The organism is Acrocarpospora phusangensis, assembly GCF_016862995.1.
Lineage (GTDB): Bacteria > Actinomycetota > Actinomycetes > Streptosporangiales > Streptosporangiaceae > Acrocarpospora > Acrocarpospora phusangensis.
Map to the genome: position 1 here is coordinate 17691 of NZ_BOOA01000089.1, position 14563 is coordinate 32253.

Below are 14563 nucleotides of genomic sequence, written 5' to 3' on the forward strand. Positions count from 1 at the left end.
GTGCCCGAGTTGATTTTCCCGCTCGACTCCAATCGAAGGTTCATCGACCAGGCCAAGATCGGTCACAACCGGTGGCACCCGGAGATTCCCCCCGTGGCCTGGGTCAAGCCCGGCGACAGCTTCCGAGTCCACTGCCGGGAATGGTTCGACGGCGCGATCCACAACGACGACTCCGCCGAGGACATCCGCGATGCCCCGCTGACGACGGTGCACGCGCTCAGCGGTCCGTTCGGGGTCGAAGGAGCCGAGCCGGGCGACCTGCTGGTCGTGGACATCCTCGATGTGGGCCCGATCCCGCAGGAGGACAGTGGCCCGCTGGCCGGACAGGGCTGGGGCTATACCGGGATCTTTGCCACGAAGAACGGCGGTGGCTTCCTCACCGAACAGTTTCCCGACGCGTACAAGGCGATCTGGGACTTCTCCGGTCAGACCGCGACGTCCCGCCATATCCCTGCGGTGTCGTTCACGGGCATCGTCCACCCCGGGCTCATGGGCACCGCGCCGTCGGCGGCGCTGCTGGCGAAGTGGAACGCACGGGAGTCGGCGCTGCGGGCCACCGACCCGACGAGGGTGCCACCGCTGTCCCTGCCTCCGGAGCCTCAGGACGCCGTCCTCGGCTCGGTGACCTCGCCCCAGTTCGAGCGGATCGCGGCCGAAGCGGCCCGTACAGCGCCGCCACGGGAGAACGGCGGCAACCAGGACATCAAGAACCTCACCAAGGGCTCCCGTGTGTTCTATCCCGTATTCGTATCCGGCGCGAACCTGTCCGTCGGCGACCTGCACTTCTCGCAGGGCGACGGCGAAATCACCTTCTGCGGCGCCATCGAGATGGGCGGCTTCATCGACCTGCGGGTCGACATCATCAAGGAGGGCATGCAGACGTACGGCGTCGGTGAGAACACCATCTTCATGCCGGGTCGTACCGGGCCTCAGTACAGCGAGTGGCTCGCGTTCTCGGGTGTGTCCGTGACTCTGGACGGCGAGCAGCGTTATCTCGACTCGCACCTGGCTTACCAGCGGGCCTGCCTGCACGCGATCGACTACCTGACGACGTTCGGCTACAGCCGTGAGCAGGCTTACCTGCTGCTCGGCGCCGCGCCGATCGAGGGCCGGCTGTCGGGGGTGGTGGACATCCCCAACTCCTGCGCCACCGTCTACCTGCCAACCGCGATCTTCGATTTCGACGTCCGCCCGAGCGCGTCCGGACCTGTCCAGATACCGCGGGGCAGCAGCGCGCCACATGCCCGCTTCGACTGAATCACTTCCGTGGTCGTGAATATTTCTCCATAGGATCTGTCGCAAATTATCGCCGCTGCCCTGGCCTTGGGAGTTCCATCGCGTTCCAGGACGTGACGAATCGACCCAGAAATGGAACATATATGACGTGATTTGTGCCGCATTTTATCTGTGGATTGTGGCACACAAGATTCCCGCTTCCTCTCTTTCAATGGCCGAGTCGCAACACAGGACTCCTCATTGGAAAGGGAGCGACATGAAAATCCTGCGAAAACTGGTAGCGGCGGGTGTCGCGGCGGCCGGGGCATTACTGGCCCTGCCCCCGTTACCGGCAGCCGCGGCACCGCCGCCCGGCAGCCTGGTACCAGTGCAGCAAACCGTCTTCGGCCAGGTCGGCAGACGGGTGAGCGGGAATGTGGGCTGCCCGGTGAACACGCGGGTCGTGGCCGCGGGCATGCAGGGCAATGCCGTACTCAACGGGCTTGTCCCGCAGCCCAACTTCCAGGCCGTCATCGCGGAGGGAACCATCCAGCCCGGCCCCGCGGGCAGCAACTTCATGATTATTCAGGCAATCTGCGCCCCGGTGGCCACCTTGCAGGGCTGGATCCCGGTGCGGCAGACGTTCGCCTTCGCCGGCTCGAACAAGCGCCGGGCGATCCTGACCTGCCCGTCCGGCATGTACGCGGCCGGCGGTGGCGGCATCGTCCTGAACAACAGGGGCGTGTTCAGCACCACCAGCTTCGGCATGGTGGCCAACTCGATGACGGCGGCCGGCAACGCGTGGCAGGTCACCGTCTCCACCGGCGTCCCGAGCGACACCGTGGAGGTGATCACGATGTGCGCTCCGCTCGACGGCTCCTTCGTCGACCAGGATCACGCCAACGTGGTCAACGGGACTGCCTCCAAGCAGAACCTGTGCGACAACGGCCGAACCGTGCTCAGCGGCGGGGTGTACCTGTCCAGGGCCGACGGGACGGAAGCGGACGGTTTCATCACGCACACGGTGCCGTCCGGCACCAGGGGCTGGTTCGTCGGCGGCGGATCGACCACCCCCAACTCCAAGATCGTCGCACTGGCTCGCTGTTTCTGAGTCGTACTGCCAGAGGAGCCCGTCCCGATTCGGGGCGGGCTCCTTTTCAGACCGTCGTGCGCTCCCGGTAACGCTGAACGAGCGCGATGAGACCACCGAAGATCGCGCCTGCTATCAGCGCCATGATGGCGCAGCGGAGCAGGGTGAATTCGGGGTTGAGCGCGACGACCACGACGAAGAAAGTGCCCGTGAACGGGAGGGTGTTGAGCCAGGGATGGCGGCGGTACAAGACGGCGGTCTCTCTGCTCCACACCAGACCGGCGAAATAGAACGCGCCGAACACGGCCCCCGCCACGATGCCCGGGACGAGACCCTGCCGCTCGGTGATCATCGACGATATCGCCGCAGTGCCGAGCAGGCTCACGACGGCGTACGTCAGGGAGTGATTCGAGTCGGGCCGCCGACGGCCGGAGTCTGCGGGCTGCTCAGTTGTCGACATGGGATTTCCTCCAGGCGGTTGTGTACCTGGAAGGCGTTCCATTCCGTTCCGCCGAAGTGCGGCTGTCCGTGACAACGATTCGAGCCTCCGCTGCGTGGTGAAGGGTGGGAGACGGGAGGAGGCGGGCATGAATCCGGAGCCAATTGGCCTACCCATGGCTGAGGAGCCCGGCGCGGAACGCAACGACGTCGCTGTTCTCCGCACCGATGTGGCCGGCGGCCGCGACGAGCAGTTCGCCGCGTTCGTCGACGCCGCCGGGTCGTACCTGCTGCACACCGCGGAACTGCTGTGCGGCGACCGGGCCCGCGCCCAGGACCTGGTCCAGGCGACTTTCGAGCGCACCTACCGATCCTGGGGCAAGGCACGCAACGGCGACCCCAGGGCGTACGCGCGGCAGATCCTGATGAACCTGCGCATCGACGGCTGGCGGCGCACCCGCCGCGAACTCCTGGCGGCCCCCGGCGACCTGCCCGCCCCGGCGACTCCCGACCACGCGGCCGCCGTCACCGCCCGCAGCACGGTGGTCCGCGCGCTCGCCCTCCTGCCCGTCGCGCAACGACGGGTGGTCATCCTGCGCCACCTCCTCGACCTGACCGAAGCCGAGGTCGCCCGAGAACTCGGCATCTCAGTCGGAACAGTCAAATCCCACAACGCCCGCGCGCTGACCAAACTGCGCGAAATCCTCTCAGAGGGTGATCGGTCATGAGCCCCCCAACGCCGGATGACGTCGTCGCCCGCCTACGCGAAGGCGCTCACACGATCCCCGACGTACGGTTCGACGCTTCCGCCGTCCTCGCCACGGCCCGCCGAGCACTACACCGCCGACGCCGACGCCAAACCCTCGCCGGCCTCGTCACCGCCAGCCTGATCGCCCTGACCGTGACCAGCCCGGTACGCCTCCCCGGCGTCGGCACCCTCACCATGCCCGGCAGCCAGCAGGTACGCACCCTGCTCGGCTTCGAAAACGCGACCGCGACCCCTCCGGCACCACCCGGCCTCGACCTGAGCGAACTGTTCAACCTGTTCAACACCGAGCCGCCCTCACCCGAAACAATGGCCAGAGAGGTCGCCGGCCTGCAAACCCACGTCCTCCCCGTACTCAAGGAAATCCAGCCCACCTGGTACGAGGACGCGCCCTGCCAGATCCTGGAATACCCGCGCGGCACCTTCAGCGACAACGGAACCTGCGGGGGCCGCCCAGGCGAACGCCCATTCGACGCCGTCGCCCGCGCCGACCTCAACCGAATCCTCGACGCCGTCGACCGCAGCGGCGTCCCCACCAACGAACTCATAAACGCGAGGTACGCCCCCGACGGCACCGTCGAATCCGCCGGCTTCCTCCGCGCCGAGAACGGATGGGAGTGGAACTACGCCTACCTCTACTCCCCCAACGAACAACCACGCACATGGGAAAGCGGCCTGGGCCCAGTCACCATCACCCCCATCGGCACCACCAACTGGTGGTTCGAAAAATCCCCAGACGACTAACCCCAACCACCGCAACGGCCCGCTGCCCCTCCCCCAGCACAAAGAGTTAATCCGCAAAGCCGCGCAGCCGAGATGATCAATGCGGCTCTTCACTCCGGCTCGTTGCCCTCCGTACCGCCGATCATGAACGGTGTGGTCACTCCCTCGTACATCAGGTGAGCGACCAGTCCTTCCGCCGCATGCGGCAGGTTGTGGCAGTGGTCCATCCAGATGCCGGGATTGTCGGCGACGAAGGCGATCTCGTACGACTCGCCGTCGGCGACGTTGAGTGAGTCCACCCACCAAGGGCTCCCGGCGGCGGGGATTCCGTTGCGGCTGAGGACCACCGCGTGGTGGCCGTGCAGGTGCATCGGGTGCACGTCGCCGCTGTGGTTGGAGATGCGCATGCGTACCACGTCGCCCTCGTTGACGACGAACATGGGCACATCGGGGAAGATGCTGCCGTTGACGGTCCACCACAGGCCGGGGCGGCCGCGAAGGAAGCCCGGCCGCCGGCCGATGTCGTAGTCGAACCGTCGATCGGGCCGGTTCGGGTCGAATCCCAGCGATGCCCTCATCCCGTACGAGAGCAGGTCCAGCGTGGTGGCCGGTGGCCGGACCACGGGCGCGTCGTACGACTTCGATCCGAGTACGACGGCCGTCGTGCCACCGAGATGGACCCTAACCGGGGAGCCGTCCTCGGGCATGGTCACTTCGACATCGGCGCGGCCGCCCGCGGTGACGAGAACCCCGGTGTCCCGTACCGGATCGGGCCTGTTCAGGTCCGTGCCGTCCACGGCGACCAGCCGGTACGAGGCACCGCCGACCCATGCCGACATCGGACCGTTGTCGGTGTTGACGATTCGGACACGGGCCCGTTTCCCAGGCGGCACGGTCACCCGCACGTCGCCTTCGTTTCCGTTGACGGTACGGACTCCGTCGTACAGGTGCACTAGCGCGACGACGTCGACGGTCTCGGCGGGCTGTTCCGGTGGGGTCACCACCAGGGCGCCGAGCAGACCTCCCCGGACCTGCTCGTGCGACATCTGATGGGAGTGGTACCAGAAGGTGCCGGCCTGGTCGGCGATGAACCGGTAGACGTGCTCTTCACCGATACGGACCGCGTCCTGGGTGACGCCCGCCACGCCATCCGCCGCGTTGGGCACGTCGACGCCGTGCCAGTGCAGCGTGATGCCGTCCGGCACCGACCCGTTGACCAGCCGTACCTCGACCAGTTGTCCCAGCGTCGCGCGGATGACGGGCCCGGGTGACCCGCCGTTGAGGGTGAACCCGTCGAAAGCCCGCCCCGAAGGCAGCCGGAATCGTTCCTTCCCAGCGGCCAGCGTGACGGAAACATCGGCCGGACGACGCGGATCGGCGACGAGCGACGTAACGCTGCGCCCGCCCGCGACCTGCCCCCCGTGACCGCCGTGCTCCGCGTACCCCATACCCATCACGGAGTACGCCCCGGGAAGCAGACTGTCCTGCCAAAGCCAGATCAGCGGCCCTAATACAGCTGCGGAGGCACCGCAAGCAACGGCGAGACGGAGGCCCCGGCTGTTCAGACGACCCATCTGTCAGGCGCGCGACGCGAGACGATCTCCCTGATCCGCGGTACGGCTTCGGCGCACCAGGCGCGCCGCGTAGAACGCCGCACCGAGCAGAAGCAACGCGTTGAGGCCATGCAGGGCGCCGAGCACGGGCAGGCCGGAAGCGGACATGCCCAGGGTGATCTGCACCGCGACGGCCAGCAGGACCAGGCTCGCCCACTTCACCGCTCCGGGCACTTTGGTGAAGAAGGAGGAGACCAGCAGGATCAGCGCCGTCAACGGGATGAGTATCGTCCCGTTGAGACCGTGGATCAGGTAGCCGATGACCTCGGGGAACACGAATTCCCGGGCCTCGATGACCGCCTTGTCGAGCACACCGCCCTCCTGGATCCACTTGCCCTGACCCGCGATGCCGAAGACCACCGACATCGACTGGATGGCGACCTCGACCATGACGGCGATGGCCGAGATTCTGTAAACGGCAACCATATTCGCCTTCTCCTCTGGCTACGCTGCGGCATGCAGAACGTAATTCGAGGATTCGCCCGAGGAATCGGGTGTTTCCCTATGCGCTCATCCGGCGATTCGCCGGCCGAGTTCGGCACGGGAGTGGATGCCCAGCTTGCGATAGACGCGGGCGAGGTTGGCCTCGACGGTTTTCGGGCTGATGAACAGGGCCGTGGCCACCTGACGGTTCGTCATTCCACTCGCGGCCAACTCGGCGACCCTCCGTTCTGACGGAGTCAGCTCCGTACCGCCCGAGGGGCCGGTGGCGACCCGTTCGAGTTCGCTCCTGGCCCTGGCGCCCCACAGCGACATGCCCAGCTCGTCGAAGATCCGGACAGCCTCTCGGAGAGCGGTGCCGGCGGCGCGCTTCTGGGTGCGCCTGCGCTGGATCTGACCCAGCACCAGCTGGGTGCGGCCCAGTTCGAACGGCATCGGCAGCCGCTCCATCTCGGCCAGAGCCCGCGATGCCGCATCGAGCGCGGCGTCCAGATCGCCCTGCGCGGCCAGCAGAAGGCTGCGGCACCGCGCGCCGAGCGCCTGAGCCCAGGAACGATCCAGCCGACGGCCGCTGGCCTCCAACTGCTCCACCAGCGCGGCCGCCTCCGCCAGCCGCCCCACGCCGATGAACGCCTCCACCAGGTCCGGAGCGAAGGGCGCTGCCGCGGGTTCCCCGTACCCCATGTCCTGCGCGGCGGCGGCGAGCGGCCCCAGGATCGCGGCGGCCGCCTCATGGTCGCCCAGCGACACCTCCAGAAAGCCCAGAGTCACCATCGGCCACACGGTCACCGCGAGACAGCTGCCCCGCTGGAAGATCTCGAGCGCCTCCCGCGCGGCCCGGCGCGCCTGATCGGGCCGGCCGGTGTACGCGGCGAGGTTCGCCTCCGCCGACAGCGCGATCGCGAGGGGGAAGTCGGTGTCCAGCTGCAACGCCCGCTCTCGGGTGTCCTCCACGAGCGCGCCTGCCGCGGCGAGGTCGCCCCGCCGGCATTCGACGACCACGGTGTGAAAGGCCAGGAACATCAGGTCGCTCTCCTCGCCCCGGTCCAGGCAGTGCCGGCGCAGCGTGAGCAGCTGTTCTCTGGCCTCGTCGAGCCGTCCCGTCCAGGCGAGCAGCAGGCTGTCGATCAGGGCTGGGCGCAGCATGACCGGGCTCGACATGTCGGGATTCTCCAGCGCGAGGGCGCGCCGCAGCATGGGCCCGTCCAGTCCTTGGCCGCTCAGGAAGCGGATCATCACCGCGGAGGCGAGGGCTTTGGCCAGCAGGCCGGAATCCCCCAGTCGCTCGCTGTCGGCCACGGTGTCGTCCACGATGCGCAGTGCGTCGGGGATCCGGCCCAAATTGACCAGCACGTACAGCAGCTCGATCAGGATCTGCACGCGGAGCCGCAGGTCATCGTCCACTTCCGCGAGCGCCTGCTCCAGGTAACCCACCGCCTCCCGGTAGCTGTCGTCATGGAGACGCACGGTCGCCAGCAGGAGCAACGCGTCGGCACGGGTCCGCCCCGGGCCGAGCCCGTCGACCACTTTCTCCACCATCACCCGAGCCCGCCCCGGGTCTCCGGCGTCGAAGTGGTGCCGGGCCGAGCGAATCAGGCGCTCAGGCGTGTCCGCGCCGAGCCCGACCGCCAGATCGAGCAGTTCGGCGGCGGCAGCGGGCGCCCCCCGAGAACGCGCCCGTACGGCCGCCTCGTCGAGCGCGGCCACAGTGCCTTCATCGGCACGTACGGCGGCGAGCGCCAGATGGCGAGCACGTTCCTCCGGATTCGCCACGACCTCGGCGAGGCGACCGTGCATGGTGCGCCTGGCGGTCGCCGTCGCGCTCGCGTACATGCCGGTGGCGAGAAGCGGATGCGTGAACCGGATCCGGAGGCCGTCGATCGTGATCAGACCGGCCTGTTCGGCCTCACCGAGCAGGCGGTCACGCTCAGCCGGATCGGCTCCCACAGCGAGCTGGACGGCCTCGACGGTGGGCTCGGCAAGCGCCGCGACGGCCAGCAGCGCCTGCCGCAGGTCCGCGAATCCCCCGATCCGCGCCTGTACGAGCTGGGCCAGCGTGCCCGGCAACGACGACGTCACGTCGGTCGGGCCATCCGGACCGATGTCCCGGGCCAGCTCCAGCGCGTACAGCGGATTGCCGCCGGACACCTGCTGGATGCGGGCCATCGTCGGCCGGGGAAAGGAACGGCCGATCGTCCCGCGGAGCACTCCATGAAGAACGGCCGGGTTCAGAGGTCCCACCCGTAATCGGTGATTGGCGTCCGGATCCAGCAGCCGTAACCATGACGTGGCAGCACCGTGCTCCCTGGCGCCGCTCTCGGTCCGATCCTCGGTCCGCAGCGTCGCGAGCATGCCGACCCGCGCGCGCAGCCGCCTGACCGCGAACTGGATCGCCCCGGCGCTGGAGCTGTCCACCCACTGCAGGTCATCGATCGCCAGCAGCACCGGGCCTTCGTCCGCCAGCCGCTCGATGACCGACAGCAGACCGGCCCCGGTCGCGCGCCGATCCGTGGGCACGTCATCGGCCCCGTCCCTCAGCAGAAGGACGTCGATCGCCCGGCGCTGCGGCTCGGGCAGCGTCGCGAACACCGAACTCTCCACGTGCGCGAGCAAGTCCGCCAGCGACGCGTACGACAACTGCGCCTCGGCCGTGGCGGGAGCCGTCGTCAGGACGCGAAACCCCCGCCGACGCGCCTCCTCCACAGCCGCCAGCCACAACGTCGTCTTGCCGATACCGGCTTCGCCTTCCAGAACCAGACCCGCCGACCGTACGGCAAGCGAATCAAGGAAACCCGCGACCGCCCGAAGCTCCTCCTGGCGGCCGACGATGTCCGCGCGCATGCCGAGATCGTCTCAAAGCTCCGTACAAACAGGTAGCTCCCAAACGTCGATGGTCCGCGCTTACTCATTCGATATCTGGCTTTGGGACCTTGTTCGGAAACATCTGCTCGGCGAAGCGAGGGCTGCATGTGACGGGACGGGATCCGCGCGGCGGGTTGGATACTCCTGGGCCTGACCGCGCTGGGCGTATCCGTGAATGTGGTGGTCCAAGCGATCAACGCCGACGCCGGCACGTTCGGAGACTGGGTGGGGTGGGCGAATGTGTGGTCCCTGCCGGTCGGTGCCACCGCGCTTGCCGTCGTCGCCTGGGAGAAAGCCACGCGCCGTGCCGAATTGGCGACGGTCGACCTCGAACAGGCCGAGCGGGAACTCGCGGCGGTCATGCTGGCGCAGAGCCAGGTCGCCCGTGCCCGATTGCTGGGAACGGACCAGCCCGAGGACACGTACGCGAATGTGAAGTTCATCCGCGGGACCGGCCGTTTCCGCGAGGTGGGCGGCGCCGATGTAGGGGATATGGCCTCCGTGCTCGAGTATTACCGGACGCTGACTCCGGGCCGACTGGTGATCCTGGGGGAACCGGGAGCGGGTAAGACCGTATTGGCGCTGCAACTGCTGATCCGGTTGCTGGAGGAGCGTGAGACCTCCGGACAGCCTGGTCCGGTGCCCCTGCTTCTGAGTGCTGCCTCCTGGCCGGCGGATCACCCGCTTGAGCAGTGGCTGGCGCAGCAGATAGCGCAACGGTTCGCACTGAGTGAGCAAGCGGCCGTAGGGCTGATCCAGAAGCGGCGGATCCTCCCGATCATCGACGGACTGGACGAGATGGGTGTCGCGGGAATGTCCCGCCGGGCCGATTCGGCAGTGGCCGCGCTGAACGGGTACATGCGGGCGCGAGAGCGAGCGGCCGTGGTGGTGACCTGCCGCAACACGGAATACGCGCAGTTGACGACGCGACTGGACCGCGCGACCCACGTGGAGATCAGGCCGCTCGACGGCAGGAAGTCGGCGTCCTATCTGAGTCAGCAACTGCGTGATGAGAGCGACCTGAACCGGTGGGCTCCCGTGCTGGCGGAACTCGACGCGTACCCGGCAGGGGTTCTGGCGGCTGAACTGGCCACGCCCTGGCGGTTGACCCTCGCTACCGCCATCTACCGCGCGGACGGCGATCCGAGCGAGCTGCTGCCGGAGAAAGACGTAGGTCAGACCGGCCGGGAAAAATATGCCGAGCGCGTCAACTCATTGTTGCTCAGCAGGTACGTCTCGGCCCTGGTACGGGTCTCCGACGACGACCGCTATTCGGCCGAGAACGTGGAACGATGGCTGGGGAAGATCGCGGTTCATCTTGACTGGCGAGCTCGCCACGGGCTGTCGGGGACCGATATTGTACTCAGCGAATGGTGGCGCATCAGTGGCTCGATAAAGGCCACTTTGGCACATTTCACGCTGGCGAGCCTCCCTGCCCTACTCGCGCTGCTACCCGCTCTGTCCGGCGAACAGGAATTCTTCGTGGTAGCCGCCGTCCTACTCCTATTGGCCAGCGGCGCCATACGGCACCCGAGCCCACATCATTTAACCTTTCGCCTTGGCACCAGCCATGCTTTCCGGCGGTTCAAATCCGGTTTCTTCAGTGGAATCATGACCACGTTCCTGGGCATGATCGTGGCAGGTTTCATCGGCTCCTTCCTGCCGAGTTCCGTGCAGAGTTCCGCGATGGTCTTCATCTTCGTACTCGTCACCGGCCTCGCGGGCGGCTTTGTAGGCGATCAGGTGGGCGGTGTTGGAGCCGGCGTATTACTCGGATTAACAGCCGGTATATTCGGCATCTTTTCCTTCGGGGTTGCGACACAAATCGTGGGCGAGCTCCAGCCCGATTCCATCACCACGCTCGTGGTCATGCTCGCCGGCGGAAGCGTGGTAGGAAACGTGATAGGACTCGTTGTCATGCTCAACGATTCTTCACCACAGCCTGTTGGACCATATGGCGTCATTCGGGCAGACGGGCTTCATGGTCTGGCGATCGGGCTGGTGACTTGGCTCCTGTTCAACCTCTTCGGCATCACCCTCGGATTGAACGCCGAATTTTCGTCCGGGATCAGGGTCGGACTGATCAGCGGGTTCGTCGTCTCATGGGTGCTCGTGATCTCATTTGGGTCCCATACTTGGTGCCGTTATCACCTCGCTCGCGTGCTGGCCGCACAACAGCGGCGGTCTCCCATGCGGTTAGGAGGCTTTCTCGAATGGGCGAGCCAAGCCGGACTGCTGCGGATCTCCGGGATCTCCTATCAGTTCCGGCACAGCCAGCTTCAGCATTGGCTCGCACGAGGCGCGGCGGCTGAGGAGGATGTACGCCGTCAGGCATAACGCATGATCGCGATGGCGTGGCCTGCGTCGCGGGAAGATTTCGGCGGCGGGCGGTCGAGCGGTCCTGAAGGCTGAGGGGCATGGATCCCCTCGATGTGCGCCACTCCTGCCGTCGTTTCTTGAGCGCTCCGCCGCAGCACAGCATGCCGAAGTGGTCCAACGAATCGGCTCGATACTCGCTCGGTGACAGCCGCCGCGGGCGGTCCACCCCGTTCCGCCCTCCTGTTCCGTACCGCCTCAGGGGATGCGCTCCGACCGCTAGGCCAGCTGGCCTACAGCAGGAACCACGACGGCCGCGACGTCAGGCCGCCCGCTCAGCGTGGAGGCCCCGGGTCGGCTTCCCCTCCGCCCAGGGCCGTGGATCATCGTACCGCCATCCGAACGTATGGTCGATATTTGTCGGATATTTATCGACACGGCGGTCATGGCGAGGCCGGTGCCACCGAGCCGGCCGTCAGAGCCGCCTGAACGATACGGATCGCCTCGCCCGCATCGATGCCGACGCTGGCGATCACAGCCACGTAGGCGGCGGCGGCCCGGCGGGCCCGCTCCCGGCCCTCCTCACCGGCGGCCGACACGAACGAACCCGCCCGCCCACGTGTCTCGATCAGCCCCGCCTCCTCCAGCTCCCGGTAGGCCCGGCCGACCGTGTTGACGGCCAGGCCAAGGTCAGCCGCGAGGTGGCGGATGGTCGGCAGCCGGGCGCCCACGGCCAGCGTGCGGTCCTGGATCTGCCGGGCGAGCTGGGCCCGCAGCTGCTCGAACGGCGGCACCGGCGAGGCGGCGTCGATGACGATCATCGGACGCTCATGGCCCGCCGGGCCATCGTCGCGCTCGACGGCGTCCTGGCATGGATCGCAACGAACGCGACCAGACCGAGGAGCAGGTAGGCGACCGCAGCGGCGCTCCACCAGCCGGGCGCGGTGCCGAACAGCAGCACCATGGGCAGCGACCACTGCACGCCTGGCGTGATGAGGTCGCGGGCGTCCTCGACGCGCATGATGACGTCGGCGGTCAGCGACTCCTCGTCCTCCGCCACGACCGGGCGCCTGAGCAGGTGGCGCAGCTGCATGGCGATGATGGCCGTCACACCGAGCAGGCCGATCAGCAGAACGACGGCCAACTGCCGCACGGTGGGGTCGGGAACGGCCAGGGCGCTTCCGGCCAGCACCAGCGCACCGGCGAACGTGACAACCGCGAAGACGGCGTACGGCTGGCCGAGCACGTCCCTCCAGCCCGGCTGGATCACATGGGCGGCCCTGCGGGACAGCGTCGCCGCCGCCCGCTGGTCGACGCGTCGCACCCACCAGTCGAGCATCGACTGCGCCAGCAGCAGCCCGGCCACCAGCGCGGTCAGGGCCAGCAGCGGCAGCGGGCGCTGCGGCTGGGAGCCGCCGAAGGCGGACGTGGCGGCGAGCGCGCTCGCCATGATCAGCACGGCCAGGATGACGGCAGCGGCGATGCGGGCGCGTTTCCGGACCACCAGCCGGCTGGCCAGCAGCGGGGTCGGGCGGAGGCCGGTGAGGTCGTGCTGCGCCAGCCACTCGCTGGCCAGCCGCAGATCGGCCGCACGCGCCGACGGGCCGTCGTCTGATAACGGTTCACGAGTCATGACGCCTCCTTTGTCGCAAGCTTTGTATCAATATGTTGCGCCATACCTTGCGACAAAGTCAACGCCCCCTGGGTCCCGTCGCCTCGGCGACGCGAGCCCCGGCCCAGCGGCCGCCACCGTGACCATCAAGCGGACCGCGGCCCGCGGGGGTGCGTGCCCGGACGGGCCGAAACCGAGCTCCGCGAACGTCCCGCCGAGCGGGGGCTCAGCCGCCGGAACGCCTCCCCTAGCCGGAACGCCAGGACATGCCGCATCCGGCCTCGCCCAGGACAGGTCCGGCAGCGCAGCCACGGTCATACCAGATCACTCCGGAAGGCAGTCACAATTAACGCCAAACTGGCACAATCGGGACATCCGCCCCCGCCGGAGGTGACTTCCAGATGACCAACCCTCGTCCGCGCCGGCCCACGGCCGCGCAGCGCGCGGTTCTGCTCCGGATCCGCGATGAGGTCGTACGCCACAACCCTCTCTCACCGCGGCGTTCAGGCATCCCGGCCGCGACGCTGAGCATCCTCCTCAAATCCGGATGGATCGCACATGACGACGCCGACGCGGACCGGGAGAACGGAAGGCGGCTGATTCTCACCGACGCCGGCGAGGCAGCCCTGGCCGAGGGATAGCCTCGACCAAGTCGATCAAATCCCCATGACGGGCTATCACGCGGTGGCCGGTGGGACACCCGCCTACCGGAAGGAATTCGTCCGTAGCGACATCCCGGACGGGCCAGCGGATTTCGACGACTGGGTGATCAGATCCGTGTTGAAGGCCGAAGTCCCGCTGTTCAGGGAGGCCCGCTACCTGTTGGCGGAGGAGACGGAGATCCGCGACCCGTCGCTCTACCACTCAGTCCTCGCCGCCGTCGCCGACGGCAACACGACGTCGGGAGGGATAGTGCTCACGTGCTATTCGGGCGCCGGATTCACCCAGGAACTCGCCACCAAACCCGAGTACGACGTACGCCTGATCACCATTGACGACCTCTACGCTTGATCGCTTACCCTTCAGGTCGCCCTTGTCCTCGTTGAGATGGTTCGCTGATCACGTGGGCGTAGACACGAAGTGTGAGAGCAGGATCGGAGTGCCCGAGGCGGGTACGGGCCTGCGGCCTGGCCACACCGGATGCCGCTGTCCGCCCATCTGCTCGCCAAGCCCAATCCGGATGCCAGCGAGTAGGGTCGTGGGCGCGACCCCCTGACACGGTATTCACACCGAAGGTGAGACATGGCGGAACATGAGATACGACCCGCCCTCCAGGAGGCGGCGCGCCTGCTTCACGTCGATGCGCCGACCCTCGAATGCTGGCTGGAACAGCGCGACGTACATGCCATGGAAAGCGCCGGAATGGAAGCCGGGATCAATCCGCGCGCTATGAGTGGATTGATCAAACTACTGATAGAGGACGAGGCTCGGTACCTGGGGGCGGAAGAACGCAATTCCCGGCAAGATCGCCCTGACGCCTTCTAAGA

14 protein-coding genes are annotated in these 14563 nt (G+C 67.4%); 8 read left to right on the forward strand and 6 right to left on the reverse strand.

Features of this window, described 5'->3' with window-relative positions; translation table 11 throughout:
• Both fmdA and Aph01nite_RS34715 read left to right on the forward strand, forming a co-directional pair.
• A complete protein-coding gene (gene fmdA / locus Aph01nite_RS34710) occupies nt 1-1257 on the forward strand; it encodes a formamidase (RefSeq protein ID WP_204045291.1) in 1257 nt (418 codons plus the stop codon).
• A gap of 235 nt (nt 1258-1492) precedes the next feature.
• Nucleotides 1493-2326 carry a hypothetical protein gene (locus Aph01nite_RS34715; RefSeq protein ID WP_204045292.1) on the forward strand — a complete coding sequence of 278 codons (834 nt, stop codon included), beginning with the start codon at nt 1493-1495 and terminating at the stop codon, nt 2324-2326.
• Nucleotides 2327-2372: 46 nt separating this feature from the next.
• Here Aph01nite_RS34715 and Aph01nite_RS34720 read toward each other — a convergent pair whose 3' ends face one another.
• Entirely contained in the window at nt 2373-2765 is a 393-nt protein-coding gene (locus Aph01nite_RS34720; protein ID WP_204045293.1) for a hypothetical protein, read from the reverse strand.
• A gap of 154 nt (nt 2766-2919) precedes the next feature.
• Between Aph01nite_RS34720 and Aph01nite_RS34725 the strand changes: the two genes are divergently transcribed.
• Together Aph01nite_RS34725 and Aph01nite_RS34730 are read left to right on the forward strand one after the other, a co-directional pair.
• Nucleotides 2920-3471, forward strand: a complete 552-nt coding sequence (locus Aph01nite_RS34725) for a SigE family RNA polymerase sigma factor (RefSeq protein ID WP_204045294.1) — start codon at nt 2920-2922, stop codon at nt 3469-3471.
• Nucleotides 3468-4253, forward strand: coding sequence for a hypothetical protein (locus Aph01nite_RS34730; protein WP_204045295.1), 786 nt, complete (start codon nt 3468-3470; stop codon nt 4251-4253). Before Aph01nite_RS34725 ends, Aph01nite_RS34730 begins: the two co-directional genes overlap by 4 nt.
• Nucleotides 4254-4342: 89 nt before the next feature.
• Here Aph01nite_RS34730 and Aph01nite_RS34735 read toward each other — a convergent pair whose 3' ends face one another.
• The 3 genes from Aph01nite_RS34735 to Aph01nite_RS34745 all read right to left on the reverse strand — a co-directional run bounded on the left by Aph01nite_RS34735 (nt 4343) and on the right by Aph01nite_RS34745 (nt 9127).
• A complete protein-coding gene (locus Aph01nite_RS34735; RefSeq protein WP_204045296.1) occupies nt 4343-5680 on the reverse strand; it encodes a multicopper oxidase family protein in 1338 nt (445 codons plus the stop codon).
• Nucleotides 5681-5809: 129 nt separating this feature from the next.
• On the reverse strand, nt 5810-6271 hold the full coding sequence (locus Aph01nite_RS34740; protein ID WP_204045297.1) for a hypothetical protein: 462 nt from the start codon (nt 6269-6271) through the stop codon (nt 5810-5812).
• Between the two features lie 84 nt (nt 6272-6355).
• Complete coding sequence (locus tag Aph01nite_RS34745) at nt 6356-9127, reverse strand: AAA family ATPase (RefSeq protein WP_204045298.1); 2772 nt, start codon at nt 9125-9127, stop codon at nt 6356-6358.
• A 192-nt stretch (nt 9128-9319) separates the two neighbouring features.
• On the opposite strand from Aph01nite_RS34745, the gene Aph01nite_RS34750 reads away from it, so the two are divergent.
• On the forward strand, nt 9320-11485 hold the full coding sequence (locus tag Aph01nite_RS34750) for an NACHT domain-containing protein (protein ID WP_204045299.1): 2166 nt from the start codon (nt 9320-9322) through the stop codon (nt 11483-11485).
• A 422-nt stretch (nt 11486-11907) separates the two neighbouring features.
• Here the strand turns inward: Aph01nite_RS34750 and Aph01nite_RS34755 are convergent, their stop codons facing one another.
• The gene (locus tag Aph01nite_RS34755; RefSeq protein ID WP_204045300.1) at nt 11908-12285 is read right to left on the reverse strand and encodes a GntR family transcriptional regulator; all 378 of its coding nucleotides are present in this window, start codon (nt 12283-12285) and stop codon (nt 11908-11910) included.
• Nucleotides 12282-13097, reverse strand: a complete 816-nt coding sequence (locus Aph01nite_RS34760; RefSeq protein ID WP_204045301.1) for a hypothetical protein — start codon at nt 13095-13097, stop codon at nt 12282-12284. The genes Aph01nite_RS34755 and Aph01nite_RS34760 overlap by 4 nt, the downstream gene beginning before the upstream one ends.
• A gap of 380 nt (nt 13098-13477) precedes the next feature.
• Here Aph01nite_RS34760 and Aph01nite_RS34765 point away from each other — a divergent pair, with 380 nt between their 5' ends.
• The 3 genes from Aph01nite_RS34765 to Aph01nite_RS34775 all read left to right on the forward strand — a co-directional run bounded on the left by Aph01nite_RS34765 (nt 13478) and on the right by Aph01nite_RS34775 (nt 14561).
• Nucleotides 13478-13717, forward strand: a complete 240-nt coding sequence (locus Aph01nite_RS34765; RefSeq protein WP_204045302.1) for a hypothetical protein — start codon at nt 13478-13480, stop codon at nt 13715-13717.
• A gap of 25 nt (nt 13718-13742) precedes the next feature.
• Nucleotides 13743-14087 carry an ATP-binding protein gene (locus Aph01nite_RS34770; protein ID WP_239162206.1) on the forward strand — a complete coding sequence of 115 codons (345 nt, stop codon included), beginning with the start codon at nt 13743-13745 and terminating at the stop codon, nt 14085-14087.
• Between the two features lie 231 nt (nt 14088-14318).
• Nucleotides 14319-14561 carry a hypothetical protein gene (locus tag Aph01nite_RS34775; protein ID WP_204045303.1) on the forward strand — a complete coding sequence of 81 codons (243 nt, stop codon included), beginning with the start codon at nt 14319-14321 and terminating at the stop codon, nt 14559-14561.
• The last annotated feature ends 2 nt before the right edge of the window (nt 14562-14563 follow it).